The organism is Streptomyces sp. NPDC056486 (assembly GCF_042795295.1).
Lineage (GTDB): Bacteria > Actinomycetota > Actinomycetes > Streptomycetales > Streptomycetaceae > Streptomyces.
Genome location: NZ_JBHTSF010000131.1, coordinates 1 through 25469 on the forward strand (window position 1 = coordinate 1; position 25469 = coordinate 25469).

Sequence of the window (25469 nt, forward strand, 5' to 3'; positions counted from 1 at the left end):
TAACCCCGACGCCTACGAACCCGACCTCGCCATGTCGTTGAACAACCTGTCGGTTGGCTACGGAGCGACGGGCAGGCGGGCGGAAGCCCTGACCGCCATTGAGGAAGCCACCGCGATCCGCCGGCGACTGGCCGCGGCCAACCCCGACCCCTACGAACCCGACCTCGCCAACTCACTGTGGATAACCGCCTGGGTTCTGACCAAGGGACCGGACAACCTCCCCCACGCATTGGAAACAGTGACGGAAGCAGTCGCGATATTCACCAAACTGGCCGGTCATACGCCCGCCGCCTACCGCGACCACCTGCGGGCGGCGAAAGACACACGAGCCGACGTCCTGGAGGCCATGGGCCGCACCCAAGAAGCCGCGGACCTACGTCGACTCCTCGACGGCGACGACCCGGAACTTCCTCTCTGATCCGGCCATCGCCCTGTCAGCCAGGCAACGCGAGTCCGTAGCCCGTTCTCTTGGTCCGCGGTGCCCGCCGGGTTCAGCTGGCCAGTTTCCGGCCGGAGCAAGCTCCCGCCCTGGATGCGGAGTCATGATGACTCAAGCGAATCCTCAGCCCATGGCTCGGGCTACCAGTTGCCGCGTGCAACAAGCCCGGCTATGCCTCAGGCCGGATGGGCTGCCACTCGTGGCGCAGGATCGTGTGCACGACGGAGTCGCGCCATCGGCCGGCCTTCTGGATGTGCTCGCGGATCGTGTAGTCCTCGCACATTCCAGCCGTGAGCATCGTTTTGGCGGAAGCGGAGTTGTGCGGGGAGCGTGCGCCCCAGATGCGGTGCAGCTCCAGTGCGCCGAAGCCGACTTCGAGCAGAAGCTGCACCGTTTCGACCCCGTAGCCGACACCCCATGCGTCAGGGCGGAGCGCGAAGCCGATCGTGGCTCCCTGCTGCTGGTGAGGGTCAAGGGCAAGGCGGGCGAACCCGATCAGTCCCGCCGTGTACCGCTCGATGACGGCCAGCGCGTACTCGTCGCGCGGAGACTTACTGGCTGCGGCAACCGAGCGGGCAACGATCTGTTCCACCTGGTCACGGGAGCGCGGCTCGAAAGACAGGTGCTCGGTCGCTTCCGTGCTGCCGTAGATCGCGTGAACGGCGTCCACGTCGTCGACGGTGAGCTCACGGAGTTCCAGGCGCGGGCTGCGACGGCTGATCGGGTACATGCTGGCGGACTCTACCTGGGCTCAACTTGGCAGAACAGGGCGCGCAGGTCGGTACATCTCGATCTCGGCGCGCAGGTCGCGGGCTACGACTGCATCGCGGATTGGGCCTCGGGCCAGGACGCCGCGGACGCGGTCGGCCGAGACGACGATGCCGTTGTTGCGGTGGCTGGGGGCAAGGTCCAGGACAGGGCGGACGGCTTCGGCGGCGCCGTCGAGGTCGTCTCCGTAGAGGCGTACGAGAGCGAGGTTGCACTGGGCTCCGGCCTGGTCTCCGAAGGCCCAGCTTGGGTCGGAGGGGTTGCTGAATCCTCGAACGGCTTCCTCAGCGGCGGTGGCGACGCGAGCGTCGCCTTGCCCCAGGAGGACGGCGGCTTCGACGGCGTAGTACCGCTGCTTGATCTCGGGGTAGGTGAAGAGTCCGCCCAGTGCGTCCAGCTCATCCGCCACAACCAGCTCGCGCAAGCTGATCGCCTGCTGGTTAGCGGCCCAGACGGCATCCTCGTCGCCCAGCAGAGCCGCGGCACGGGCCTGAAGTCCATACAGCCACGGCGCCACGGTGCCCCGCAGCGCCTCGGCCGTTGCTGCGCCTTGCTGGGCGTAATGCAGGGCATCTTCGGGCCGGTTGGCCCAGTAGGAGATGAGGGACTTCAGGCCGTCAGTCAACGCAGTAAGGCCGGTGTGCTCGGCCTGGCGGGCGAGGAAGTTCGCGGTACGCGCCTGCATCAGAGCAGCCTTCGGCTCGCCGATGTCATGCGAGCCCTTGGCCATCATGAAGCTCAGTGCACCGGCCATGAACAGCAGATCGCGGGACTGAGTGGGCCTGGCACGGCCACTCTCCAAAAGCCGGAAAGCTTCCTCCTGGCTCAGTGCCAGGTCGTCCCAGATTTCCGACAGCGGGACCTTGGGGTAGGCCGCCGCAAGCCGGGCCACCTCGTCCCCAAGGAATCCGATGGTGTCTTCGCCTACCTGCTCGCGTTCCGCCCCCATGGCGAAATCCATTGCACGCCTTGCAGCCATAGCGCCCGTCCTTCTCATCTCGTACAGATCCATGCCGGGTTCGGCATGAGAAGCGGCCGTACCAAACCGCGAGGCCGGTTCCTGGACTCCCAGCTCTTCGGGTGCCGGTGTCCACAATTGCCTGATGGAGTAGCCGAGCAGGTGCACCAAGACGCGTCGCGCATCGACATTGGGCTGACGATCGCCGTAGTACCACCCCTGGAACGTCCGCTTCGCCGGCTCCAGCCTCGCCAGGGATTCAGGCCCCTCACGCTCGGCAAGCTCCCGCGCCGCCTGCTGGAAGCGCAGCAAGAACACGTCGTGGTCGTGCCACTCGCGCTCGTCGAGCAGGTGACGGAGCAGTGTGCGCATGGTGCTCCCCTTCTCCCTGACGTTCAGTACTTCACTACAGCCGACGGTAGAGCGCCGTCTGATGCAACTTGCCCCGGATCGACGTTACTTAGCGAACCTGGCGCTGATCTGGCGAATGGGCGGCGAAGGTCCGGCGAACGGCGTCCCCACCCGGCGAAAGTGCGGCACCGATATGGGGCTAGGTATGACCGGGTTCCGCTTGCCAGGCTCATAGCGCTCCTCGCTGAGAGTGCACGAGCGGCCACGGAGGCGGCATCCGCACTGATTCGACAGGCATCAGGAGGGCGAGTCCAAACCATCGACCATCTGGGAGGCGCCCGATGAGTCCCGCCACATCTGCGGTCGTCGCTGCCGCCGCCGACCTACATCAGGGCATTGGCGCCGGCTTCGCGGTGGCCTTCGCTCCAGACGAATCCCGCGTCGCACACATGCGCAAGATCACCACGGCTCACCTGCGACTGTGGCAGGTTCCCGAGCCGACCGCCGACGACGTCGTACTCGCGGTGTCGGAACTCGTCACCAACGCCATCCAGCATGGCGACGGCGCCATCGCTCTGAAGGCGATCTGCTCCGAAGGCAGGTTGCAGGTCGAAGTCACCGACGGCAGCCCCAACCCCGCCCAGCTCAACTCTGCCGACGACGATGCGCTCTCCGGCCGCGGTCTCTTCCTCATTGATGCCCTGGCGGACAACTGGGGTGTGAGTGGCGACGGCACGACAACGTGGGCCACGTTCCGCTTCCTCGCGGGGAGGCCGTGATGGTCGCAATCACCCGTGAAGCCGCCGCAGAGTTAAGCAGCCAATGTTCCACCGACGATCTTGCGGCGGGCATGCTCCTCTTCGGTCTGCGCCGTGCCCTCGCGCGCGAGGCTGTTAGTGACGAGCTGTACGACAACCTGGAAGCAGTCCTCGGTCAGGACGCAACCCCCACGGGCGACGAAGTGCCAGCCGTCGCTAACAGGCTGCGGACAGCCACCACCCAGCTCATAGAGATCGTTCCGTACCTTGTAACGCCGTATCCGACGGACCAGATGCGCTGCGTGATCAACCTGAGCGCCGAACAGCCGTGCCCTCAAAACGAACGCGGGCATCTCGTCCGCTTCGCGAGCTCCATCCTTACTCTCCTCGACTTAATGGGAGAGGTGGCCTCATGACGCACGCTCCCTTCGTAGACGTCGGGCCCACTCTGAAGACCCGACTGGACGCCCAGCGCTGGGAGAACACGACTTCTCACGCCAGGTATAGGAAGTCGAAGCGACCCGCCGCCGGGCGCCGCCTCCGCCGCACCATCCGCGTACTGCTCACCGCGCTCGCGGTCGCCGTCATCCGGCAGTCGCGAAGCACACGGAAGCCATGCGACGCCTATACACCCCACCTCCGCCCCCCTCCCAGTCAGGTCGGTCGCGCAACGCGCCCAGGACATCACGCGCCTCGCAAAGGGCTCGCTCCGTGCCACCGGGCTGGTCAGTGAGGAACTCTCCCGAACCACACCAAGGTCATTTGGTGACACCCCTAAGTACAGGGGTCACCTTCCGATCAACAGGACTGCCGCCACCATGCGCGGAGGCCCCAAGACCGCTCCTCGGCGAAGGAGACGGTGCCGTTGCCCTGGCGCCCCGGCCGCTCTCCGTGGGGGAACTGCGGCCGGCCCACGCAACGCCCGTCAGTCCCCACGGACGGATGGGTGCCCCACCCGGCAACCGGACCTGCGAATTTGGCTCGGTGCCGGACGAGGCGTGTGGGGAGGAGCCGCCTTCCTCCCACGCGGCTCCTCCCCACACGAACAGGCTCGACAAGGCGCAGCGCTTGAAGGAAGCGAAATGAGAACAGCGACGATGCCCGGATCCATGGGTCACGCGCGGCTGCTGCCCGCACGAGACGCGTTCGACTACGACTACTACCGCGAACGACTAGCCGACCCTGGTCTCGCCGACGCGGGAGCCGCGGTCGCGCTCTTCCGAATTCCGCTTCTGGCCGTCCCCGTGGGCGGCGAACGACGAGGCGGTTACGCAAGCTTCGAGCAGCTCGTTGACGCCGTGCAGGTCCGCTCGCTTCTGCATGCCGTTCCCGACTTCCCGGACCTGCGTATCCGCTGGTCACCGTATCGCGACACCTGTCACACCGTGGAGTGGGGCGCCCCTGGCCCTCGGTGGTGGGAGGGCGACGAGGTCTTCGGCAGGTTCTACGGCTACAGCGCAGGCGCCATAGGCGCGTTCGTACGGCAGCGCTCTCCCACTCCCCCTTCGGCCGGATCCGGGTCGTCTTCCCCCGCAGCTCTGTAGCCCGCCGAAGAGGGCCCAACTTCCCGACCACATCCGAGAGGACGAGGACCATGTGCCGCCACACCCCGCCGTGTCCGAAGGCTGCAGCCCCCGACAGGGAGGCCGCGCAGCCCGTAGCGCGTCACCCGGAACAGGGCTGGAGCCTTTTATGCAACAACGTGCTGCATTTCGAGGACACCGGCGAGCTACTGCCCGACGGCCGCATCATCGAACCGCGTCGGCCGCTCGCGAGTCCGGTTGGAACAGCCGCATGAGCATCCGCCTGGCTGAGTCGATGCATTCCCCGGACAAGGTCGAGATCCTGGCCGACATCACTGTGGCCCTCGGCTGGGAGCTCACCGGCACCGACCTTCCCTCCGTCCGGCAGGCCATGGGCCTGGTCGAACGGTTCACTTACCACGGCAGGTCAGTGGCGCGAGATCTGGGCACCCAGTGCCTCAATCTCTCTTCCAAGTCGGATGCTGGGCATTGCGCACAGGTCATCCTCGGCGAAGCCGACCGGTGGCTCTACGCCCCGCCGCTGAACCCCCTCACTCAACAGATGACCGTCCAACGTGCGCAGAAGCTTGCCCGCGTCGTCCGGGGCGTGAACCGCGCCGCAGGAGCGGACAGCCACGAACAGGCGGCCCGCGCTCGCACTGCACCCAGACCACCGCCAGGGAGATAGCCCCATGAACTGAGTCTTCCTGGTCATGAGGACCACCGCGACCATGCGCGGAGACCCGCGACCACACAGGTGGAGGAGAGGGCGCCGTGATCCCGCGCCCCGGCCGCACTCCCTGTGGGGAGTACGCCGTCGGCCCTCAATTGTCCGCCTACCCGCGGGCTTCCCCGCCCCACTCGATGCCTCACGGCGCAGCCGGAAGGAACCCTTATGCGCTATACGGTCACGAAGAAGATCGGCCCGATCAGCGTGATGCACGCCATCGTCGGCCTGCCGGAGGGCCATCCGTGCCGCAATATGCACGGACACAACCTGTACGTGGAACTCGCCATCGGTGCTGACCAGCTGATTCGCCCAGGTTTCGTTGTCGACTTCAATGACCTCGAACCAGTCGAGAGCTACTTGAAGTCGTGGTCACGTCTGGACTCCCTCGCCGTGCTCTTTCCTTCTGGTCGGGACGCCACCGTCGAGCACCTGGCCGAACACGTGGCGGACTGGTACACCGAGCAGATCCAGCCCAAGACGAGCGGGCGCCTGCTGTCCGTGACCGTTCACGAGAACGACACCTGCTCCGCCACCTTCACGGTTCCGGTGGCGCTGGGGGCGACTCGATGAGCGCGGTCGCGGCGAAGATTCTCCAACAGGCGGCATCAGCCGGGGAGCTGGCCGTCAACGAGATGTTCGCGTCCCTCCAGGGTGAGGGGCCCTCAGCCGGACAGTGCGCTGTGTTCCTCCGCCTCGGCGGCTGCAACCTCGACTGCGGCGTCGGTCAGGGCGCGCGGTGGTCGTGCGACACCCCGTACACCTGGAAGTGGGACGAGCCCGGCATCGAACCGACCAAGGAACTGACCGCCACTTCCATCGACAAAGCCGTCGCGGAAGTGGCCCGTCACCAGACCCGCCGGGTGGTCATCACCGGCGGCGAGCCACTGCTCCAGCAGCGCGCACTGATACCGCTGGTCACCCAGCTGTGCGAGGCGGGCTACCTGGTCGAGGTTGAGACCAACGGCACGATCGCGCCGATGCCCGAACTGAGCGAGACCACTGCCCAGTTCAATGTCTCGCCCAAGCTCAGCAGTTCGGGCGTGCGGTACAGCAAGCGCCTGTCCCCAAGCGCCCTCACGCCCTTCAAGTCGTCCGGCAAGGCAATCTTCAAGTTCGTCATCACCGACCCGGCACTGGATCTGCCGGAGGTCGAGGAAGTCGTCGGAGCCCACGGACTCGACCCGGTGTGGCTGTTGCCTGAAGGTACTGACAAGGCCACCGTCCTCGGTGGCATGCGCGCCCTTGCCGATCTCGCCATTCCCCGCGGCTGGGCGGTCAGCCCACGCCTGCACATCCTGATGTGGGGAGACGAGCGTGGCCGCTGATCTCAAGGTCGGTGCCGTCCTGTCCTGGCCGGACCTCGACCGCTTCACCGGGCAGCTCGCCGAGCGCATCGCGGCGGAGGGGGCGCCGCAGACCATCGTCGGCATCATGCGCGGCGGCATGATCCCCGCGATCCAGCTAGCCCACCGGCTCACGGTGCGCGACGTACGGACCGTGGAGGTCACGCACACCTCCAGCGACGCGATCAACGCGGCGAAGACCGGCGCTCCCTCCTATCGCAACCCTGCCTCGCTCGGCGACCTCGCCGGGAGAGACGTGCTCTTGGTCGACGACATCGCCGGGAGCGGGGCGACCTTGGAGCACACCCGCCGCATGATCACCGGGCTCGCTCCGGGGCGGCTGCGGACGGCCGTGGTGAGCGTGAACCTCGCGAACTGGCAGGACGCGTCCACCCCGGACACCGTCATCGACTACATCGCGCTGAACTGCGAAGGATGGGTGATCTTCCCGTGGGAGACCCGCTGACCACGCCGGCCGCGAAGACGCGGCCGGAGCAGTACACGACCCGGCCGGGCACCCCGATGATCGGGCCGTACAGCATCAACCAGATGGACGACTTCTACACCGCGCTGTTCAACGGGTACGCGAAGCCGTCGGGGATCATGAACTTTCTGCAGCACCAGTACATCGCGGAACGCTGTGCTCCGGGAGCTCACGTGGTCGATGTGTGCTGTGGTCGTGGCCTGCAGTTGCCGATGCTCTACAAGACCGCCCCGTCCATCGCCTCCTACACGGGGCTGGACATCGCCCGGGACAACATCACTCAGGCTCAGGCCATGACCGGGCGGCTCAACGAGCACTACCAGGGCCGCCCCTTCAAGATCAGCTGGGTGGAGGCGGATGTGTCCGCGCCGTGGCCGCAGAGCGTCCCCAAGGCCGACGTCATGATCAACACGAGTGCGTTCGAGCATCTGCCCCGTGAGCGCGGGGTGTTGTGCCTCCGGCAGATGGCTGAGGGGCTGGCCGACGGCGGGCGGCTGTATCTGTCCACGCCCGAATCGCCCGGCCCGGCGCCCCGCCCCCTGCAATACCGCGTGCACGTGTACGAGTGGAACCGTCAGGAGCTGGAGCCGGAACTCAACGCGGCGGGCCTCGAAGTCGTCGACGCCATCGGCCTGCTGCCCACCGCACCCGAGCGGGTGACGGCTGCCCTGGCCGAGCGCTTCGGACAGGGCGCGGCCGACCTTTTCGAGCGCCTGACTGGCATCGTCCCGCAAGCCTTCCTCGATCCGCTCGCCGCGGCCGCGGTCCCGGAGGCCGCACAGGAGATCCTCTACGTGTGCCGGAGGCGGTCATGACGTTCTGGGTCAGCCTGGAGGGCCCCAACGGCGTCGGCAAGAGCCACCTGGCCCGGCGACTGGCAAGGCGCCTGGGGCCGGGCTGCGCACTGGCCGAAGAACTCAGCGACCTGCACGGCGATGACCTGGCCCCGACGCTGGTCGATGCGCTCGCTGCAGGCAAGGACCCCTTCCTGCGCGGCGATGCCCCGCTGGCCCGCACCCTGATGCTGCTGGCACTCAAGACCCGGGTTTGGGAGCAGTTCACCATCACTGGCCCGCATCCGCCGGTGGTCCTGGAGGATCGGGGCGTGGACACCGTGGCGGCCTACCAGGCGGCGATCATCGCCGGAACCGGTGCCCCGGATGCCGCACTGCATGACGAGATGGACCGCATCTATGCAGCCTCCACCGCCATGCGCCCGCTGCCGGACCTCACTTTGCTGCTCTTGGACGACCCCGCCGAATGTGCACAGCGTTACGCGCTGCGCACCGGGGGCCCGTTGCACCCGGCGGACAGGGCCCTGTCGGACTGCGCCATGCGCCTGTACCGGTACCGGGCCATGAAAGAACCCGGCCGGATCAAGGTCATCAACCGGTGGGGGCTCAACGAGGCGGACTCCCTCGCCCTGATGGAGAAGACCATCAGCGATGCTCGCTTCGCGCAGCGGGAAGTGAGCGGATGCTCCGCGACGTAGATCTTCTGTGGGCCCTGCGCAGTCCGTGCAATCTGGGCTGCACCTACTGCTATTTCGGGACCATCGAAGAACACCACCAGCAGCCCGTGGTGCAGGCCGGGCAGCTCTCCCACCTGTCGCGCAACGACGTGTCCCTGGCAGACATCGCCCGCTTCACCGCCACCCTCACCGACTCTCCGGTGCGCCGCGTGTTCCTCGCCGGCGGCGAGCCTCTCCTGTGGCCACCGGTCCTCGAGATCGTCGAAGCGATCAAGAACAGCGGCATCGAGGTCGTGCTGTGCACCAACGGCATCCCTCTGGCCCGCGACGACATCGCCCGCAGGATCGTTGAGCTCGGCGTGGATGCCGTCTCGGTGTCTCTGGACGGCGACAGCGCTGGTATCAACGACCGCTACCGCCCTGCACGCAACGGCAAGGATGGCTTCGATGACGTGATTGCCGGTGTGCGGAACCTGAGCGAGTGGCGCGCCAAGGGCGGCGGAACACGGCCCCGCATCGGGCTGTACGCGGTGATCGGACGGCACAACATCGCCTCGATCAACACCGTGCCACACCTGGCCGGCGGCCTCGGGCTCGACTACTTCGTCCCTCAGCCCCTTCACCTCGATGCCGAGCACGCCCTGTATGACGAGTTGAGCCTGCGGGAACAGGACATCGAAGAGGTCGGCGCCGAGCTGAATCGGCTGTGGCGCAGTCGGCCCGTGGGCCTTCCGGACACCACCTACCCCGGCCAGTTCCTCACCGCCATCACGCCTGGCTCCCGCCGCCACGTCGCAAGATGCTTCGGCGGGACGCGGCTGCACTTCATCGAACCAGACGGGTCCGTATGGGACTGCCCCTCCGGCCTCAAGATCGCCGCCACCCCCGTGGAGCGGCGCCGCTCCATCAAGGACCACAGTGCAGGCGCCCTCTTCGACCACGACGGAACCTGCGCGGACTGCGCCCTCTTCTCCGCCGACTGCCTGCCCATGTGGCCGTTGACTGGCTTCTCCACCCTTCTCGCCGGGAGGCGTCCATGACCCGCGCCACCGTTGTGCCGGCCCCAACAGGAGGGGTACGGCCCATGGCCGACCTGTTCACCACCGAGCGCTCCCGCGCCTACGAACACGACCTCGCCCAGGCGCTCGGCATGGCGCACTCCATCAGCGTCAGTTCCGGCACCGCGGCCTTGCACGTGGCGCTCCTGGCCGCGGACATCGGGGGCGGGGATGAGGTCCTGGTCCCGGCCCTCACCGTGCCGATGACGATTGCCGCGGTGCACCACGCCGGAGCCGCTCCCGTCTTCGTGGACTGTGATGCCGACGGCATCGGCCTGGACCTGGACGATGCCGCCACCAAGCTCACCCCGCGCACCCGCGCCGTCCTGCCCGTCCACCTGTGGGGCCGCGCCCTCGACCCCGGCACCCTGCGTACCTTCGCTGCCGCGCACCGCCTGCTGGTGATCGAAGACGCCTGCCAGGCGCTCGGCACGTACACCGGCGGACAACTCGCAGGTACTCACGGCGACATCAGCTGCTTCTCCACCAAGGACGGCAAGCTCATCTGGTCAGGGGAAGGCGGCTTCCTCGTCACCAACGACGACGCGCTGGCAGCCGAAGCACGCGCCCTGACCAACCACTACCTCACCCCTCCCGACGGCCTGGCCCCCCTCACCCGCATCGGCTTCAACTACCGCCTCGCCGAGCCACTCGCCGCCTACGCGCACGCCAACCTGGCCCGCTTCGATGAGCTCCTCACGCACCGTCGCGCCCAGGCTGCGCTCCTGGCCCGCCTGCTGGAAGACGTCGATCAGCTCGCCCCTCTGCCCGCACCCGCGGGGTGGAATGGCTACAGCGCACTGTTCCGCCTGCGCATTGAGCAGCCGCGCGCCTTCTGCACTCTGCTCGCTTCCCGCGGCGTGCCCAACAGCGTCGGGACCTTCCACCTCACGGCCGCTGACCAGCGCCCAGCTCTGGTCGCTCGCCCCGCACCACCCTGCCGGCGGGCCGCCCAAACCATCGATCACACCCTCGCCGTCGTTCTGCACGACGCACTGACCGACGATCACCTGCGCACGCAGGCCGCCACCATCGCCAAGGAGGCACGGGCATGGACACCGTGACCCACCTCGCCCACGACGCGGACTACCTGAAGACCACCTTCCACGTCATCGACTTCGAGGGCGCCACCCCCACCGGATACTCGCCCGAGCCGATCGAAGTCGCCGTCATCGGCCTGCACCACACACCGCAGGACGGCCCCCAACCCTCCGGATTCCGCTGGGAGTCCCTGATGCGCCCGCCCGCCCACGCCCCCGTCACCCCCGCAGACACCATGCAAATGGGCATCAGCGCCCAGGACATCGAGAACAGCACACCGGCCGCTGAGGTCCTGGCCCACCTGGACGCCGACCTCCCCCGCGCACCTGCCGTGCTCGTCGCCCACAGCGCCTCCGTCGAGGCGGGCTTCCTCTACCGCTACCGCACGCACTGTCCCCGCATGGCGATGCTGCCCGTCCTGGACACCATCCGCATGGCCAAACTCGCGCACCCCGACCTGCCCGCATACAACCTCGACGCGTTGATCGGCCACTTCTCCTTGCCCTACCCCCCCAAGCGGCACCGGGCCATGGCCGACGTCGAAGTCACCATGCTGCTCTTCCAGCGCCTGCTGACCGACCTCGCGCAAACGCGCACCGTCACCACCCTCGCCGATCTCCTCAAGCGGTGTGCCAAGCCGCCCAAGGCCGCCGAGCCCGAACAGCTCACCTTTGGCTGAGACGCGAAGGGACCTCCACCGTGCATGAGCCCAGCCCCCACACCGGACTGCTCGTCAGCGTCGAAGGGATCAACGGAGTCGGCAAGGACTACCTCCTGGAGAGGTTCCGCCCCCAACTGGCAGCACCCAGCCATACGATCGCCGAGTTCTCCGCACGGATGCGCACCGACGGCACGCCCGGCCTGTCCGAGCAGATCCTCAAGGCCATGCATCAGGCCAGCCACGGCGATCACTTCCTTCGCGGCGGCACGCCCCGCAGCGAGACCCTGCTGCTCTTCGCCGTGAAAACCCACGACTACGAGCACAGTCGCCCCCGCCTCGACGCCGGCGACATCGTCCTCGAAGGCCGCAGCCTGCATTCCACCGCCGTCTACCAGGCGCTGATCCTCCAACAGGACCGCCCTTTAGAGACCGCGCGCCGCCTGCTCGCCCTGGGAGCCCAATGGCGCCCGCTCCCTGATCTCACCATCTTCGTCACCGACGACGTGGACACGGCGTTGGAGCGCGCACAGCAACGCGACCACAAGCAATTCACCGCCGAAGAGCGGCTCCTGCACCACCAGGCCGACGAGCTGTTCCGGGCCCTGGCCGCCTCCAGTGACCGCAGCCGCATCCTGGACCGGCGGACCGCACCCCCCGACGACGCAGCCGCCCGCATCGCCGAATGGATCAACGAGGCACCGCGCGCCGCGCACATCGCCGATGTGCCCGAGCAGCGGACGGTTTCACCGGCCAGCGGTGAGGTCAGCCCGTGAGCGCCACAAGTTCGGCGATCCGACCGAAGAGCTCCTTGCCGATGACCTTCGTGTCCTCCGGGGCGTACAGCTCAGCGAGTTCCGCCTCAGACACCCATTTGAAGGGGTGTACCGCCACGGCCACCGGCTTAAGCGGGGCCTCGACGATCGCGACATACAGATGGTCGATATGCACATGCTCTTCGGGGTGGTGGTTGTCCCGGCTCGCCTTGATGGCGACCGTCCACCACGGCGCCGTCACCGCCGGATGCGGATATCCATCCGGCAGTTCCAACACCGGCGCGGGCAGCAGCCGCCCCTCGAACCCGGACTCTTCGACCAGCTCCCGCACCGCCCCCTGCGCCGGGGTCTCATCTGTCTCGACGTGCCCACCAGGGACCATCCACCACGCCAGCCGAGGATGCTCGATCATGCCGATGCGCCACTCTCCGTCAACCACAGCGAAGGGAAACACGGAAGCAGTGGCGTGCTTGATCGTCATATCCCAGTCCCAGTTTCACCCGCAGGAAGCAGCCGCGGCCACGGCCGGATCGCCCGACTCTCCCACAGCGCCTTCGCCCACAAGCGTCGATTCGGCCACCCTTTGCCGTCCTGTCACTCGTGCGCGTGACAGCGCCCTCCCGCCACAACTCGACGGCATCCGGGGCCTCATCCTCGACTGGGACGGCACCCTCGCTGACACCCACCAGGCCCGCTACCGCGCCCTGACCCAAGCTCTATCCCCCTACCACGTCGCACTTCCTGAGACCTGGTATCGCCAGCACGCCGGCCTCCCGATCCTCGACCTGATCGCACTGCTGCCCAAACCCGTGCCCACGGCGCGGGTTCGTGCCGCCAGCAGCCAACTGCTGCTGCACCACCTCCAGTCCGGCCGTCTACGGCCCATCCCCGTCACCCTCGCGCTCCTACAGCAGGCCCATGCCGCCGGGCTTCCCTGCGCCATCGCCTCCAGTACCTCGCTCTCTTTGGTCACTGCGGGCCTGAGCGCCCTTGGCCTGCTCGACGCCTTCCAGGCTGTTGTGACCGTCGAGGACGTCGCCCAGGGAAAGCCTGCACCCGACGTGTTCCTGGAGGCCGCACGCCGCATCGGCGTACCAGCCCTTCGCTGTCTCGCGGTCGACGATGCGCCCGACGGGATCGCAGCGGCTCGCGCGGCTCGAATGAACGTTTTCACCCTCAGCACAGATCAAACGGCTCTGGTCCGCCCCTCGAAGGAGGTCATCACACCGTGACCGCCGAGATCACCCATCAGCGCTGCCGCACCCACCGCGCTACGTTCCCCACCTTCCTCAGACAACGCCTCGCCACCGCTGGTGCCATCCGCCTGCGCCTGCACCTCGACTGCTGCGCCGAATGCTGGGCGGCGTGGAACGAGTACCGCTGGCACCAAGCGCATGACTCCCCACTCCTGCGTGAGCTGGGCGAGTTCCTCGCCGATGACTTCATCCCCTTCCACGATTCCTCGCGTGGCCTGGCTGCTGCCTGGGATAAGGCTCAGCCGACCACTCCGGCCGCACGCGCGGAGTTCTTCCGATCCAGCACGGACTACCTCTACAACTCGACCATTTGGACCGCGAGCGGCAATCGCCCGCCCTACGTCCGCCAAGCCCTCCCCGTCCTCGAACGACTCGGCGTACGCACCCTCATCGACTACGGCTGCGGCATCGGCCAGGACACCCTCCGGCTGCGCACCCTTGGATACGCCGTGACCCCGTGCGACTACCACTCGCCCTCGACCCGATTCCTCAAATGGCGCGCCGCACGCGCAAACCAGCCTGTGCAGGTCGTCGAGCCCGCCCAAGTCGACGATGCGCCCGACACCGACGCGCTATGGATCATCGACACCCTGGATCACCTGACCCAACCCCACCAGGAACTGACACATACCCTGTTAAATGTCTCCGCTGTCATCACCGAGAACATCAGCATCCACAAAGGTCACGGCACGCAGGGGTTCCACAACCGCCGGTCCGCCCACGAGCTCATCAGCTTCTTTGGCGCCCACGATTTCAGTCCAGAAGTATCGAGCCTTCTCACCTCACATCTGACTGTGTGGCGCCGCTCCCCTACCAACCAGGGACTACGCGAGGCGTGGAGACCAGGCCGCAGAAGGTCCCTGATTGATGAGCGCGACCGACTAGCTTGACTCTGTCGGGGATCTTGCAGATTCCGGTGCGGGCGACCAGTTTGAGGATGCCGACGCCGCCGGTCATGAGGTCCCATCGGAAAGGCTGCAGCTGCCGCCGCCCCCGTAGCTGCGATTTGAGTCCAATTGTGCTCTGAACCAAGCAGCAGTGGGTGCCTCGCCGTCCAGGAGCGGCGGCCGTTCGGGCCCCCAGACTTCAGTGCCATCTGGGAGGGGTTCCATCTGCCTTTGAAGGGCACCCGAGCCCAGACGACGCCACCGAGTTCCCAGTACGTCTGTGAACTCGACGACGGTCCGCGCGTGAAGCGGAAGCTCGTCCGAGTCGTTGATCCATGCCGATCGGACGGTATGGGGACTGAGATGTCCAGAAACCGAGTCGAGCTCCAGCAGTTGGTCCTTGTAGTGCACGACCGTCTCGCGCAGCGGCTGCGAGCTCTGGTTCACGATGCAGAATCGCCACGCTGATCCCTCATCGGCGGTGACTCCGTCATATCGGAGGAACCGCACGTATACGCGTGACGCCTGGACACGACTCTCGCGTTCATCTGCTGCGCGCTCGCGGTCTTCCACTGCTTGGCGTTCACGCTGCATCAGGTCGGCCTGGGATACCTGAAGGCGATGGGCCCTGAAGCTGATCAGCAAACCGCTCACACCAACTAGCGCCCCAAGCCCGGCTATTAAGATCTCATGCATAGCTCATGATGCTGAAACCCATCCCCACAATTCAAGGATCAGGACCGGCCGCCATCCACAACTAGCTGCACTTCCACTAGATCCACCGGCCGAAGTCCTGACGATTCACTGGCGGTTGACCCCGACCGTCACAAGATTCCCGACAGAGTCAAGCTAGGGCCTGTCCGATAGGTCGAGTCCTAGGGCGTGTCTTCAAAGTGGGCGGAGCCAGAGGAGTGTTGATGCCAGGGTGACGGCGGCTTTGAAGGACGTCGCGGTTTTTTCGTAACGGGTGGCGATGCCGCGCCATTGCTTGAGGCGGTTGAAGCAGCGTTCGACGATGTTGCGGCGTCGGTAGACCTGCTTGTCGAAGCTGCAGCGTCGTTCGCGGCGTCGTGCTCGCCCGGCGAGTTGGTCGACCCGTTCGGGAATGGTGGCTTTGATGCCGCGGCGTCGCAGGTGTGCGCGGATCGCCCTGGACGAGTAGCCCTTGTCCGCGACCACGTGGTCGGGGCGGGTGCGTGGACGGCCCGCGCCGGGGCGGGCGACGCGGATGCCTGCCATGACCTGCTCGAACTGCGTGCAGTCGTTGCGGTTGCCGCCGGTGAGAGTGAAGGCGAGAGGCCGGCCCCGGCCGTCACAGGCCAGGTGGATCTTGGTGGTCAGTCCGCCTCGGGACCGGCCGAGGGCGTGATCTGCCGGTTCGTCCCCCGGCCGGCCCCCTTTTTCGCGCCGGCGGCATGCTGGTGGGCGCGGACCAGGGTGGAGTCGACCGCGACCAGCCAGTCCACGTCCGCGTCGGCATCCCGCTCGGACTGGACGGCAGCGAGCATGCGGGTAAACGTGCCGTCCAGCGCCCACCGGCGAAAACGCGTGTACAGCGACTGCCACGGCCCGTACCGGGCGGGCACATCCCGCCAGGCGGCACCCGCACGGATCTTCCACACGATCCCGTTCAACGTCGTTCGGTCATCCGCCCGCGGACGACCGAACGACGATGCAGGAAGGAACGGACGTAACAACTCCCATTCCTCATCGGTCAGTTCATAGCGACGACTCACAAAGCCCATCATCCCGCGCAACTACATTGAAGACACGACCTAGGGCCACTGATGATCGCTGTGGGGCGGTGGTGGGAGGGCGCCTGGGCCGGTGCACTGTTGCGCCGTATGCCGCTGCCTCCGGACCCGGCGCCGCAGAGGCGCTCAGGTGATCTCCTCAGTCCTGGATTGCTCGCAAGAACCCTCCGCCTCGTATTCTGGTTGATTTGCCGCAGGCTCCCCTACAGGCGTTTGGGCTGCCAGGCGCTGTTGCAGCTGCTCTGTGATTGTTTGGCGAGCCTCTTCGGACAGCTCGGTGGACGTGGTGTTGGAATCCGGGGCGGGACCGGCCAGGGCGGGACCAGTCACGCGCTGCTCCGATAGGGCCGACAACAACCTGGCGTGGGCGACCATACCGTGGCGCTGGCGGGCTGCGCCGACCGCGGCAAGGATAATCGCCATCTTGATGTCCCGCCCCGACACACCGGAAATGTCAGCGAGTTCGTCGATCGAGACGTCCTCGTGCAGAGGCAACTCGGCGGGCAGATGGGTCTGCCAAATGCGCTTGCGGGCCGTTCGGTCGGGTAGGACGAAGTCAACATGCAGCAGGCGCGACTCGATTGCTGCGTCGTAACTGTGTGGCAGGTTACTGGCGAAGATCACCAACCCCTCGAAGGTGTCGAGTGCCATCAGCAGCTCGGTCCGCATGGAATTGATCGCACTCTCCGCAGCCTGCTGAGGCTGCGCGAACCGGCGCGAAAGCAGCGATTCAGCCTCGTCGACGAAGAGCACCGCATCTTGTTCCTTGGCCGTCGCGAACAGAGCGGCCAGGTTTTTTGGCCCCTCGCCATGATATTTGCTTTCCAGGTCGGATAGTCGACAGGACAGGATACGGCGCTGCAGCCTGTGCGCAATGGCGTGAGCCGCCATTGTCTTTCCCGTCCCGGGCGGACCGCGGAAGTTGACGGCCGTGGACGGATTGGGCTCGATCGACCGTAGGTTCCAGGTGTCGAAGACGAGCGGGGCAACCTCAACGAGGGAGACGCAGTCGAGCAGTCGATTGGTCGTCTCTTCTGGCAGCGTCAACTGGTCGAAGGTGTAGAGAGGCTCAACCGTCGAGAACTTCGGCGTACCCGGCTGTTCCATCTCGGAAGTTGTCAAGGTTGGTGTGCTCTGGTGGGAGGGCGGTTCAGCGGATCCGGTGCTGAGTAGGAACGGAGCGGGATGGTAGCGGTCGATAACGTCACCGAGCAATGCGAACAACCGCACCCGGAACTTCACCAGTTCCCGCTCCGGCACCTCTGCAGGAAACCCACTGAGGAAGAGCGGCGGCCGGGACCAGGGGCTGTCGCTTTCGCCCTGTTCCGGCCGCTCCGATTCATGTCTGGACACGAATTATTCCCCCCGATGTGCGGAGCTTGCGGACGAGTTCAGGATCCACGTCGTGGGCAGTCCAGGTTTGAATCGCGATTCTGACACCGGTCGGTGTAAAGACTCCGCCAACGACGTGGTAATCGCCGTCGGTGAGGCGGTTTGCGAGGATATTGGCATACCCGCCCTGGATGGCGCTCGCGTGAATCCAGGCTTCCACCATGTTCCAGGTCACCTGAGCCAGCGCGGCTCCTGCGGCGAAGCTGCTCACCAGCAGGGCGAGAATGAGACTGATCGGTTCCACAGCGCGCTCCTCACGAGTAGACGACTAGGCCGGCACCTGCGGAGTGGGTCTGCACGACCTGGGCGCTCGGTTCCCGTGAACTGGCAAGCGCACGCGCGTCAAGAATTCGGCCTGTGCGCTGATCGAATATCCCCTGCACGATCCGGGTAGACGCATTTGACTGGGCCCGACCGAATACCCCGCTTACCTCTGCATACTGTTTGTTCTTGATGCGATCAGCCAGCGTGAAGGCGATCGCTTGGGCATTCTGAGCCTTGATCCTGCCGCGAGCCTTGAACCATTCCGATATGGCTTCCATCGTGATCACGACGATGAGCACTGCAATATGCCCGAAAGCCAAGATCGCAGCGCCAATAGCCAGCATATCCAGCATTCTTCCCCCGATTTTGATCCCTGGTACGGTTGCCCCACTGCGCCGCTCTGCCTACTTACGGTGCCGGAACCATCGATTCAGTTCCTCATCACTAATTTGTACATCCGATCTCCGCAGTAAATGTTTTCGCAGGATCGTGAAGGTTGCAATCGAAAGGAAGATTAATCCTCCGGCTAAGCTCACCCATTTACACACGGGCCCTCCTGTAATTATTTACTCGAAGATGATGAGCTCTTTCCCGGCGAGCAAGTTCATTAACTCCCTGTCCAATTCATTTGCCACCATGGCCCGCCCGTAGGGAGCCCCGGAGGGTGCGATGCATGGCTTATTCTCCCGGTCGACGAACAACTGCAAGCAGTGAATCGCACCAGAACGGTTTCGCTGCGTCAGGAGCACCCCGTGGTGCACTTGAGAATCTTCCGGACGCTCATCGTGAAAATAGTCGATAACCTCATCGAAGGTGAGCAGATCACAGGCAATCGGACGCGGTGCCTGAGCCGTTTTGATAACGGTCTCACCGAGCTGCCCCAGAAGAACAATGATCCATTCTGCAGGGTCATGTGACGGCAGGTTGGTCACCCACTGGCGCCACATGCGTGCACGTCGAGAATGCGGATCATTGGCCATGTCACCCTCCCCCGAGGCCGGACACACATTCAGACGAATGAGTGTAGCGCCCGAGTCCAGCACACGTGCTGCTTTTACTCGAGATTTTCGCGCGTCACCCGAGTCGTCTTACACGAAGTGCCCGTAGAGCCCCCTGAGGTCATTCTGGCCAGTGATACGGAATGCCGTTGCGCGGAAAGCTCGTGCGATGTCAGGACAAGGGGCTACGGGTAACCGGACATTTCACGGGCCAGAAGTAGCGAGGGTGGGAATCTTTACCAGTGCCACTTGGAAGACATTGACCCGGAAGTCGCGTTAACGCAGTCCTGCCGCAGCGGCGAGATTTGCCGTCGGAGGCCTGCTACGGCAGCCATTGGCTCGTGGAGTCCTCCCGGGTGAGGACGCCCGTCGCAGACGTCCCGATCACCGGACACAGGAGGGTGCCCATCAGGCAGGCCGATGTGGTCCGGTATCAGCGTCGGGCTGCTGGCCGTACCGATCAGGTCGGCCAGGCGTTTGCGGGCGATGTCCTGGAGCAGGAGTATCGAGACGCAGCGTCGTCGCAACAGGCTCGATGCCATATCGATCGTCGAGCAGCGCCAGAGCGCGACGGTCACTCGTCGCGCCTTCGGCATCAGCCAGAGAAGTGTGCAGACTGGCGGCTGCTTCTAGAGATCATTAATGGCGGGGGTTCTCGGCCTGGTGACGGGTGCGTGCGGGTTCGCTATGCCGTAGGTATGAGATACCCCGATGGCGGCGGGCTCTCCGCCGAGGAGCGGGCCAGGCGGGAGCGTGTGCGGTTCGCCGCGGCCGAGTTGATCGAGGCCGGACTCAGTGACCAGGAGGTGGCTCGGCGTTTCCGGGTCACGCGGATGTCGGTGAACCGTTGGCGCCGCGCTCTGGCCGCCGGCGGCCGCCGGGCACTGGTCTCGAAGGGAGCCGCCGGCGCCCGCTGCAAGCTCAGCTCCGAGCAACTGCACCAGCTTCGATCCGAGTTGATTGCCGGTCCGGCCGCTCATGGCTGGGACGAGGACCAATGCTGGATGCTGGCGCGGATCGCCGAGGTGATTCACCGCCGGTTCGGAGTGCACTGCACGCTGCCCGGCGTGGATCTGCTGCTGCACCGGATCGGCTGGAGTGTGCAGGTCCCGGACCGCTGGGCCGCCGAACGGGACGAGGCGAGGATCGCCGAGTGGAAGGGCAAGCAGTGGCCCGCCGTAAAAGGACTGCGGCAGACCTGGGTGCCTGGGTCTGCTTCGAGGATGAGTCCGGTCAGGGGATGAGGCCACCCAGAGGCCGCAGTTGGGGCCCGCGCGGCAAGACGCCGATCGTGAAAGTCACCGCCGCGGGCACCAGACGTGTCTCGATGGCCGCGCTGATCTGCACCAAACCCGGACACAGGCCCCGGCTGATCTACCGCATCCACATCGATCGCGGCCCCCGCCAAGGCCGCCGGAAGGGCTTCAAGGAGACCGACTACGCACGCTTGCTGGACGCCGCCCACCAGCAGCTCTCTGGGACAACTGTGAGACTCATGGGGCGTCGTCCGGGGCCAGGTCTGACCCGTGGGACAACTGGCCCAGGCTGCCTTGTTGAGGATCTGTCGGCCCGGTTCCCGGGCGGTGCGTGCTGCCGCCGGACCGACGAGCGTGTCCCGATAGGGGCCTTGCCGCACAAGGCACCATCACAGTTCTGACCGCTTACCGGCCCGACGTCGGCCACAGCCCCGGTGCCGATCGAAGAGCCACGTGACCATCACCAGCATGCCCCAGCCGACCGTGCCCGCACAGCCGGAAGAACCGCTGGCAGAAGACGTGATCCTGGGGGTGGACACCCACAAGGACGTACATGTCGCCGCCGTGATCACGGTGCTCGGGGCGATCCTGGCGTACCAGGAGTTCCCGGCCACCGGGCCGGTTACCGCCAACTCCTCGCCTGGGCACGTTCTTTCGGCGCGCTGCGCCGAGCCGGCGTGGAGTGCACCGGATCTTATGGAGCGGCCCTGGCACGCTTCCTGAGCCGGGAGAACGTCCGGGTAGTCGAGGTCAATCAGCCCGACCGCGCCATTCGCCGCAAGCGAGGCAAGACCGACGCCGTCGATGCGGAGGCCGCCGCCCGCGCGGTGCTGTCCGGACGCGCTGACGTCACGCCCAAGACCGGCGAAGGTCCGGCAGCCGACATGCGCGTGCTGCGGCTGGCGAAGGAGTCGGCCGTCAAGGCCCGCACGCAGGCGAAGACCCAGCTCAAGGCGGTGCTGCTCGGAGTCGATCCCGCGCTGCGCGAGGCACTCTCCAATCTTTCCAACGCGGCACTGATCGCCAGGTGCGCCGATCTTCCCGATGCCGACGACGCGACCGTCTTCACGCTCCGGCTGCTGGCCCGGCGCATCCAGCAGTTGACCGCCGAGGTGAAGGAACTCACCGGCCGGGTCACCCGGGCCGTCCGTAGCTGCCAACCGCAGCTTCTGGATGTCATCGGCGTCGGGCCCGACAGTGCCGCTGCCCTGCTGATCGCCGCTGGCGACAACCCGGAGCGACTGGCCAGCGAGGCGTCGTTCGCCGCTCTGTGCGGCGTCAGCCCAGTTGAGCAGTCTTCCGGGAAGACCCAGCGCCGGAGGCTGAACCGCGGGGGCAACCGGCAGGCCAACGCCGCCCTCTACCGCATCGTCGTCACCCGCCTTCGCCGGGATGCCCGCACACGTCTCTACCTCGAACGACGCACGAAACAGGGCATGTCGAAACGCGAGACCATCCGCTGCCTCAAGCGCTATGTCGCCCGCGAGATCTACCGCCACATCCAGCTGGCCGCCACCCTTGCGGCTTCGTCTTCTGCCACTTGACGCAACATAGGGGCATCCTCAACACACACGTCAGCGCCCGGATGAGGCGGCTCATCGCGGCCCGCCCTTGGCTGACCGTCTTCCAATTACCGCCTTACGCCCCCGAACTCATCCCCGTCGAAGGCGTCTGGTCCCACCTCGAGAGGTCCCTGGCGAACCTCGCCAAACGAGGAATCGACCAACTGGCTGCCCTGATCAAGACCCGCCTCAAACAGATGCAGTACCGGCCCGGCCTCATCCACGGCTACATCGGCAAGACCGGACTCCGACCCCCGTAACCCCCGCCATTAATGATCTCTAGCCGGTCACTTACGCACTGGTGGGCCCGAGTGATGGTGGCTGGGTATCGGCTGACGGCTGCAGGAGATCGCCAGCACAAAGGGGCTTGACACGGAACTGGTCCGTCGGCCGGTTGCCGGTTGCCGGTTGCGCCGCGAACCTCCCTCGCCGGTGGATCTTCCCCGGACCTCGCCCCGGCGAGCACATGTCCACGGTCGTCCTCGCGCGCCGCCTCGCGGCTCGCCAGATCCCGATCCGCCAGACCCCACTGATCGAACTGGCGCAGGATCTGCCGCCCGCGATCCTCGCGCCCATGCTCGGCCCGTATATCATCACCGTCCCGCAAGGGCGCCATCGTGCCGCCACCGACTGGACCGCATACCTCGAAGCCCGATCCCGCCCCGCGTCGGCCGGCGACCTGCCCGGCTATTTCCCTCCTCTTGAACGGTAAGGGGTGGGAAGCTGATATCCGGTGTCCGCAGTCCGGGCGGGGGCGGCATGGAGGAGGACGGGGATGGTCGGGAACGGCGCGGGGGATGACGAGTTGGACCTGGCGGATGCGATCACTCTCCTGCGGGAGCAGGTCGCCGAGGCGCAGCGGCGGGTGGTCACCGATGGGGATCAGGGGGTCGGGTTCGGGCTGGGCGAGATCACGGTGTCGCTCGGCATGGAACTGGCCCACACTCGCGGCGTTGACGGCGGGCTCCGGTTCAGTGTGGTCGGCCTGGGGGGCAAGAGGGAAAGCACCCGCAGGTGCACCCACACGGTCACCGTGTGTCTCAAACCGCACCTGTCGGGGGGCGGCGAGCCCGGAGATGTCCAAGTCAACGACGAGGACGAAGACGACGGCTAGCAACCACGCCGTGCACTCTGTCGCGCAAGGGGAGAGCCATGCAGACCGACCGGGTGGTTCAGCTCCGGGTTCCCCAGGCGAATCAGGGGGCGGAGGGTAAGCCACGGTTCGGCAGCGGCTACCTGGTGGCGCCGCGTCTGGTCCTGACCGCCGCCCACGTCCTGGGTGATGCGGCGGCCATCGGGCATGGTGGGGTCTGGGTGAGCCAGTACCGGGGCGGGCAGTTCACCGCGACCGTGCGCTGGTGCCGGCAAGACGATCTCGTCGATGCCGCGCTGCTCGAGGTCGACGACGGCGCCGACTGGCCGGTGCCCGCCTCCCTACGCGAGCTGCGCGCCCACCCGCCGCAACGGTGGGGCCAGTTCATCGGCACGCACCCGCAGCCCGTGCGAGCCTGCGGCTTCCCCCGCCTGCAAAAAGACGCGACCATCCGCCGGGCCGAACAGTTCGAGGGGCACATCAACCCGGCCACCGACGGGCCGGGTGGCCGCTATGACGTCCTGAGCCTGGACCCGCTGCCCGCCTACGCGCCGGCTCCCGGCTCCAAGGCCACGAAGTGGTCAGGGATCTCGGGAGCCGCACTGTTATCCGGCGACCTGCTGGTGGGGATCGTGTGCCGGGACCGCCAGGCCACCCACGGGGCCCGGATGACCGCCGTCCGGACCTGTGACCTGCTGGCCGAACCCGCCTTCCACACCCTGCTCCACCAACACAGCGGCGGCTGGGAGGCCGCTGTGGAGGCCGCTGAGCCGGCCACGCTCCTGGCCCCGGCCGCGCAGGAACGAGACCTGCGCTCCCCGGCGATGTTGCTGCGGGCCGACGCCGAAGTCGTCACCTTCCACGGCCGCCACAGCGAACTGACCGATCTGCGCGACTGGTGCCACCACGAGCAACCGCAGAGCCTCGCAGTGCGGGTGCTGACCGGCCCGGGCGGGCAGGGCAAGACCCGCCTCGCCCGCAAGCTGACCGCCGTACTGCGCGACGACGGCTGGGTCACCGGGCACCTGCGCGCCGACCTCACCGACACCCCCACCGGACCCGGGCCCGACTGGAGTGTGCTGGACACCGCTCACCCCCGGCTGCTGGTCGTCGACTACGCCGAAACGCTGCCCCACCAGGTCCGTCGCCTGATCGAACACCTGCGCACCGCCCACCACCCCACCCGGCTTCTACTCCTGGCCAGAGCCGACGGGGACTGGAAGCACCAAACCCTCAACGCCCCCGCCCCCACCCGCGCGACCCTGGCCGACGCCCCCGTCACCGAACTCACCCCCCTCGTCCCCCGCAGCGCCCCAAACCGCGCCCGCGCCGACGCCTTCACCGCCGCGGCCACCGACCTGGCCCGGCTCCTGGACCGCCTCCCCGGACACACCGCCACCGACTGGCCGGCCCTGGCCACCACAGTGCGGGCGCCCGACCTCACCCACCCCCGCTACGACTCCGCCCTGACCTTGCAGATGACCGCACTGGCCACCCTCCTGCAACACGGTCCCGCCCCCGTTCCCACCGCCCCGGGCCAGCTCGTCGAGGCCACCTTGCTCAGTCACGAGGAGCGCTACTGGGACGGCACCGCGTCCTCGCCGATGTTCAAACTCGGCGACCTGCCGATGGTGACCCTGAAGCACGCGGTGGCCGCGGCGGCGGTGTGCGGCGCCACCGACCAGCACGAAGCGCTGGCCGTCACCACCACCGTCCCCGCCATCCCCGCCGGCCGGGCACCGGCCGTCGCCCAGTGGCTGCGCTTCCTCTACCCCCCAGCCTCCGGCCGCTACTGGGGCTCCCTGCAGCCCGACCGCATCGCCGAACACCACGCCTCCACCGTGTTCACCGGCCTCGACAGCGCCTTGCCCGCCCTACTGGACATAGCCACACCCATGCAGCAGGCCCAAGCCCTGACCGTCCTGGCGCGCGCCGCCATCGGCCACGCCAACGCAAGCCGCTCCGCCGCCAGCACCAACGTGCTGCACGCCATCGACACCGCCCTGAATACCGCCCCACCTGCTCCTGAAGCCCTGGAAGCGGCATCAGCCGCGCTCCCTCACCCCTCCCGCACCGTGGCCCTCCTGGCCCTGCGCCTCACCCACGACCTGACCGCGGTGTACCGGCGACTGACGGCGGGCAACACTCGCGCCTACGAACCCGCCCTCGCCTCGTCGTTGAACAACCTGGCGGTTCGTTATGGGGAGGTGGGGCAGCGAGTGGAGGGCCTGGCCGTCATTGAGGAAGCCACCGCGGTGTACCGGCGGCTGACGGCGGTTAACCCCGACGCCTACGAACCCGCCCTCGCCAACTCGTTGAACAACCTGTCGAACCGATACGGAGAGGTAGGACGGCGGGCGGAAGCCCTGACCGCCGTTGAGGAAGCCACCGCGATCCGCCGGCGACTGGCCGCGGCCAACCCCGACGCCTACGAACCCAACCTCGCCTCCTCGTTGAACAACCTGTCGAACCGATACGGAGAGGCAGATCGGCGGGCGGAAGGCCTGACCGTCGGTGAGGAAGCCACCGCGGTGTACCGGCGGCTGACGGCGGTTAACCCCGACGCCTACGAACCCGACCTCGCCATGTCGTTGAACAACCTGTCGGTTGGCTACGGAGCGACGGGCAGGCGGGCGGAAGCCCTGACCG

Annotated in this window: 32 protein-coding genes; 24 read left to right on the forward strand and 8 right to left on the reverse strand. The window is 66.8% G+C overall.

Annotated elements, in window-relative coordinates:
• Positions 1–418 (forward strand): tetratricopeptide repeat protein (locus ACFQ7F_RS35005; RefSeq protein ID WP_383279664.1); only part of this gene is annotated, 418 nt, incomplete at its 5' end.
• 190 nt (positions 419–608) lie between these two features.
• Here ACFQ7F_RS35005 and ACFQ7F_RS35010 read toward each other — a convergent pair.
• Complete coding sequence (locus ACFQ7F_RS35010; RefSeq protein WP_383279667.1) at positions 609–1169, reverse strand: GNAT family N-acetyltransferase; 561 nt, start codon at positions 1167–1169, stop codon at positions 609–611.
• A 21-nt stretch (positions 1170–1190) separates the two neighbouring features.
• A complete protein-coding gene (locus tag ACFQ7F_RS35015) occupies positions 1191–2537 on the reverse strand; it encodes a hypothetical protein (RefSeq protein ID WP_383279670.1) in 1347 nt (448 codons plus the stop codon).
• Positions 2538–2857: 320 nt separating this feature from the next.
• On the opposite strand from ACFQ7F_RS35015, the gene ACFQ7F_RS35020 reads away from it, so the two are divergent.
• The 14 genes from ACFQ7F_RS35020 to ACFQ7F_RS35085 all read left to right on the forward strand — a co-directional run bounded on the left by ACFQ7F_RS35020 (position 2858) and on the right by ACFQ7F_RS35085 (position 12358).
• The gene (locus ACFQ7F_RS35020) at positions 2858–3295 is read left to right on the forward strand and encodes an ATP-binding protein (RefSeq protein WP_383279673.1); all 438 of its coding nucleotides are present in this window, start codon (positions 2858–2860) and stop codon (positions 3293–3295) included.
• Positions 3295–3690, forward strand: a complete 396-nt coding sequence (locus ACFQ7F_RS35025) for a DUF6415 family natural product biosynthesis protein (protein ID WP_383279676.1) — start codon at positions 3295–3297, stop codon at positions 3688–3690. The genes ACFQ7F_RS35020 and ACFQ7F_RS35025 overlap by 1 nt, the downstream gene beginning before the upstream one ends.
• A gap of 666 nt (positions 3691–4356) precedes the next feature.
• Positions 4357–4818 carry a DUF6302 family protein gene (locus ACFQ7F_RS35030; protein WP_383279679.1) on the forward strand — a complete coding sequence of 154 codons (462 nt, stop codon included), beginning with the start codon at positions 4357–4359 and terminating at the stop codon, positions 4816–4818.
• 50 nt (positions 4819–4868) lie between these two features.
• Positions 4869–5072: a DUF5999 family protein gene (locus ACFQ7F_RS35035; RefSeq protein WP_383279682.1), complete on the forward strand. Its 204-nt coding sequence runs from the start codon at positions 4869–4871 to the stop codon at positions 5070–5072.
• On the forward strand, positions 5069–5485 hold the full coding sequence (locus ACFQ7F_RS35040) for a hypothetical protein (RefSeq protein ID WP_383279685.1): 417 nt from the start codon (positions 5069–5071) through the stop codon (positions 5483–5485). Before ACFQ7F_RS35035 ends, ACFQ7F_RS35040 begins: the two co-directional genes overlap by 4 nt.
• Positions 5486–5692: 207 nt before the next feature.
• Positions 5693–6097, forward strand: a complete 405-nt coding sequence (locus ACFQ7F_RS35045; protein ID WP_383279688.1) for a 6-pyruvoyl tetrahydropterin synthase family protein — start codon at positions 5693–5695, stop codon at positions 6095–6097.
• Positions 6094–6852, forward strand: a complete 759-nt coding sequence (locus tag ACFQ7F_RS35050) for a 7-carboxy-7-deazaguanine synthase QueE (RefSeq protein ID WP_383279691.1) — start codon at positions 6094–6096, stop codon at positions 6850–6852. The genes ACFQ7F_RS35045 and ACFQ7F_RS35050 overlap by 4 nt, the downstream gene beginning before the upstream one ends.
• Positions 6842–7336, forward strand: a complete 495-nt coding sequence (locus ACFQ7F_RS35055) for a phosphoribosyltransferase (protein ID WP_383279694.1) — start codon at positions 6842–6844, stop codon at positions 7334–7336. The genes ACFQ7F_RS35050 and ACFQ7F_RS35055 overlap by 11 nt, the downstream gene beginning before the upstream one ends.
• On the forward strand, positions 7306–8169 hold the full coding sequence (locus ACFQ7F_RS35060) for a class I SAM-dependent methyltransferase (RefSeq protein ID WP_383279697.1): 864 nt from the start codon (positions 7306–7308) through the stop codon (positions 8167–8169). The genes ACFQ7F_RS35055 and ACFQ7F_RS35060 overlap by 31 nt, the downstream gene beginning before the upstream one ends.
• Entirely contained in the window at positions 8166–8846 is a 681-nt protein-coding gene (locus tag ACFQ7F_RS35065; RefSeq protein WP_383279700.1) for a thymidylate kinase, read from the forward strand. The genes ACFQ7F_RS35060 and ACFQ7F_RS35065 overlap by 4 nt, the downstream gene beginning before the upstream one ends.
• Positions 8831–9865 (forward strand): radical SAM protein, encoded by a 1035-nt coding sequence (locus tag ACFQ7F_RS35070; protein WP_383279703.1) that lies wholly within the window; start codon positions 8831–8833, stop codon positions 9863–9865. Before ACFQ7F_RS35065 ends, ACFQ7F_RS35070 begins: the two co-directional genes overlap by 16 nt.
• A gap of 44 nt (positions 9866–9909) precedes the next feature.
• Entirely contained in the window at positions 9910–10947 is a 1038-nt protein-coding gene (locus ACFQ7F_RS35075) for a DegT/DnrJ/EryC1/StrS family aminotransferase (RefSeq protein WP_383279705.1), read from the forward strand.
• The gene (locus tag ACFQ7F_RS35080) at positions 10935–11603 is read left to right on the forward strand and encodes a PolC-type DNA polymerase III (protein WP_383279707.1); all 669 of its coding nucleotides are present in this window, start codon (positions 10935–10937) and stop codon (positions 11601–11603) included. The genes ACFQ7F_RS35075 and ACFQ7F_RS35080 overlap by 13 nt, the downstream gene beginning before the upstream one ends.
• A gap of 20 nt (positions 11604–11623) precedes the next feature.
• Positions 11624–12358, forward strand: a complete 735-nt coding sequence (locus tag ACFQ7F_RS35085; protein ID WP_383279710.1) for a dTMP kinase — start codon at positions 11624–11626, stop codon at positions 12356–12358.
• On the opposite strand, the gene ACFQ7F_RS35090 is transcribed toward ACFQ7F_RS35085, so the two are convergent.
• The gene (locus ACFQ7F_RS35090) at positions 12348–12770 is read right to left on the reverse strand and encodes an NUDIX domain-containing protein (protein ID WP_383279713.1); all 423 of its coding nucleotides are present in this window, start codon (positions 12768–12770) and stop codon (positions 12348–12350) included. The genes ACFQ7F_RS35085 and ACFQ7F_RS35090 overlap by 11 nt on opposite strands.
• Before the next feature lie 58 nt (positions 12771–12828).
• Here ACFQ7F_RS35090 and ACFQ7F_RS35095 point away from each other — a divergent pair, with 58 nt between their 5' ends.
• Positions 12829–13590, forward strand: a complete 762-nt coding sequence (locus tag ACFQ7F_RS35095; protein WP_383279716.1) for an HAD family hydrolase — start codon at positions 12829–12831, stop codon at positions 13588–13590.
• The gene (locus ACFQ7F_RS35100) at positions 13587–14504 is read left to right on the forward strand and encodes a hypothetical protein (protein WP_383279719.1); all 918 of its coding nucleotides are present in this window, start codon (positions 13587–13589) and stop codon (positions 14502–14504) included. Before ACFQ7F_RS35095 ends, ACFQ7F_RS35100 begins: the two co-directional genes overlap by 4 nt.
• An 885-nt stretch (positions 14505–15389) precedes the next feature.
• On the opposite strand, the gene ACFQ7F_RS35105 is transcribed toward ACFQ7F_RS35100, so the two are convergent.
• The 5 genes from ACFQ7F_RS35105 to ACFQ7F_RS35125 all read right to left on the reverse strand — a co-directional run bounded on the left by ACFQ7F_RS35105 (position 15390) and on the right by ACFQ7F_RS35125 (position 18891).
• Positions 15390–16246 (reverse strand): IS5 family transposase gene (locus ACFQ7F_RS35105; RefSeq protein WP_383279749.1). Its coding sequence is split into 2 segments (ribosomal slippage): positions 15390–15898 and positions 15898–16246, totalling 858 coding nucleotides; the frame shifts between segments, so codons are not numbered across the junction.
• Positions 16247–16381: 135 nt separating this feature from the next.
• Positions 16382–17608, reverse strand: a complete 1227-nt coding sequence (locus tag ACFQ7F_RS35110) for an ATP-binding protein (protein WP_383279722.1) — start codon at positions 17606–17608, stop codon at positions 16382–16384.
• On the reverse strand, positions 17595–17891 hold the full coding sequence (locus tag ACFQ7F_RS35115) for a hypothetical protein (protein ID WP_383279725.1): 297 nt from the start codon (positions 17889–17891) through the stop codon (positions 17595–17597). Before ACFQ7F_RS35115 ends, ACFQ7F_RS35110 begins: the two co-directional genes overlap by 14 nt.
• 10 nt (positions 17892–17901) lie before the next feature.
• On the reverse strand, positions 17902–18264 hold the full coding sequence (locus ACFQ7F_RS35120; RefSeq protein ID WP_383279728.1) for a hypothetical protein: 363 nt from the start codon (positions 18262–18264) through the stop codon (positions 17902–17904).
• A gap of 213 nt (positions 18265–18477) precedes the next feature.
• Positions 18478–18891 (reverse strand): hypothetical protein, encoded by a 414-nt coding sequence (locus ACFQ7F_RS35125; protein ID WP_383279731.1) that lies wholly within the window; start codon positions 18889–18891, stop codon positions 18478–18480.
• A 716-nt stretch (positions 18892–19607) separates the two neighbouring features.
• On the opposite strand from ACFQ7F_RS35125, the gene ACFQ7F_RS35130 reads away from it, so the two are divergent.
• The 7 genes from ACFQ7F_RS35130 to ACFQ7F_RS35160 all read left to right on the forward strand — a co-directional run.
• Entirely contained in the window at positions 19608–20153 is a 546-nt protein-coding gene (locus ACFQ7F_RS35130; protein ID WP_383279734.1) for a winged helix-turn-helix domain-containing protein, read from the forward strand.
• A 480-nt stretch (positions 20154–20633) separates the two neighbouring features.
• Entirely contained in the window at positions 20634–20888 is a 255-nt protein-coding gene (locus tag ACFQ7F_RS35135) for a hypothetical protein (protein ID WP_383279755.1), read from the forward strand.
• Entirely contained in the window at positions 20828–21709 is an 882-nt protein-coding gene (locus ACFQ7F_RS35140; protein ID WP_383279752.1) for an IS110 family transposase, read from the forward strand. Before ACFQ7F_RS35135 ends, ACFQ7F_RS35140 begins: the two co-directional genes overlap by 61 nt.
• Positions 21706–21987 (forward strand): transposase, encoded by a 282-nt coding sequence (locus tag ACFQ7F_RS35145; protein ID WP_383279737.1) that lies wholly within the window; start codon positions 21706–21708, stop codon positions 21985–21987. The genes ACFQ7F_RS35140 and ACFQ7F_RS35145 overlap by 4 nt, the downstream gene beginning before the upstream one ends.
• 206 nt (positions 21988–22193) lie before the next feature.
• Positions 22194–22439 carry a hypothetical protein gene (locus ACFQ7F_RS35150; RefSeq protein WP_383279740.1) on the forward strand — a complete coding sequence of 82 codons (246 nt, stop codon included), beginning with the start codon at positions 22194–22196 and terminating at the stop codon, positions 22437–22439.
• 63 nt (positions 22440–22502) lie between these two features.
• Positions 22503–22841 (forward strand): trypco2 family protein, encoded by a 339-nt coding sequence (locus tag ACFQ7F_RS35155; protein ID WP_383279743.1) that lies wholly within the window; start codon positions 22503–22505, stop codon positions 22839–22841.
• Positions 22842–22879: 38 nt separating this feature from the next.
• Positions 22880–25469, forward strand: a 2590-nt coding sequence (locus tag ACFQ7F_RS35160; protein WP_383279746.1) for a tetratricopeptide repeat protein, incomplete at its 3' end; no start/stop codon positions are given.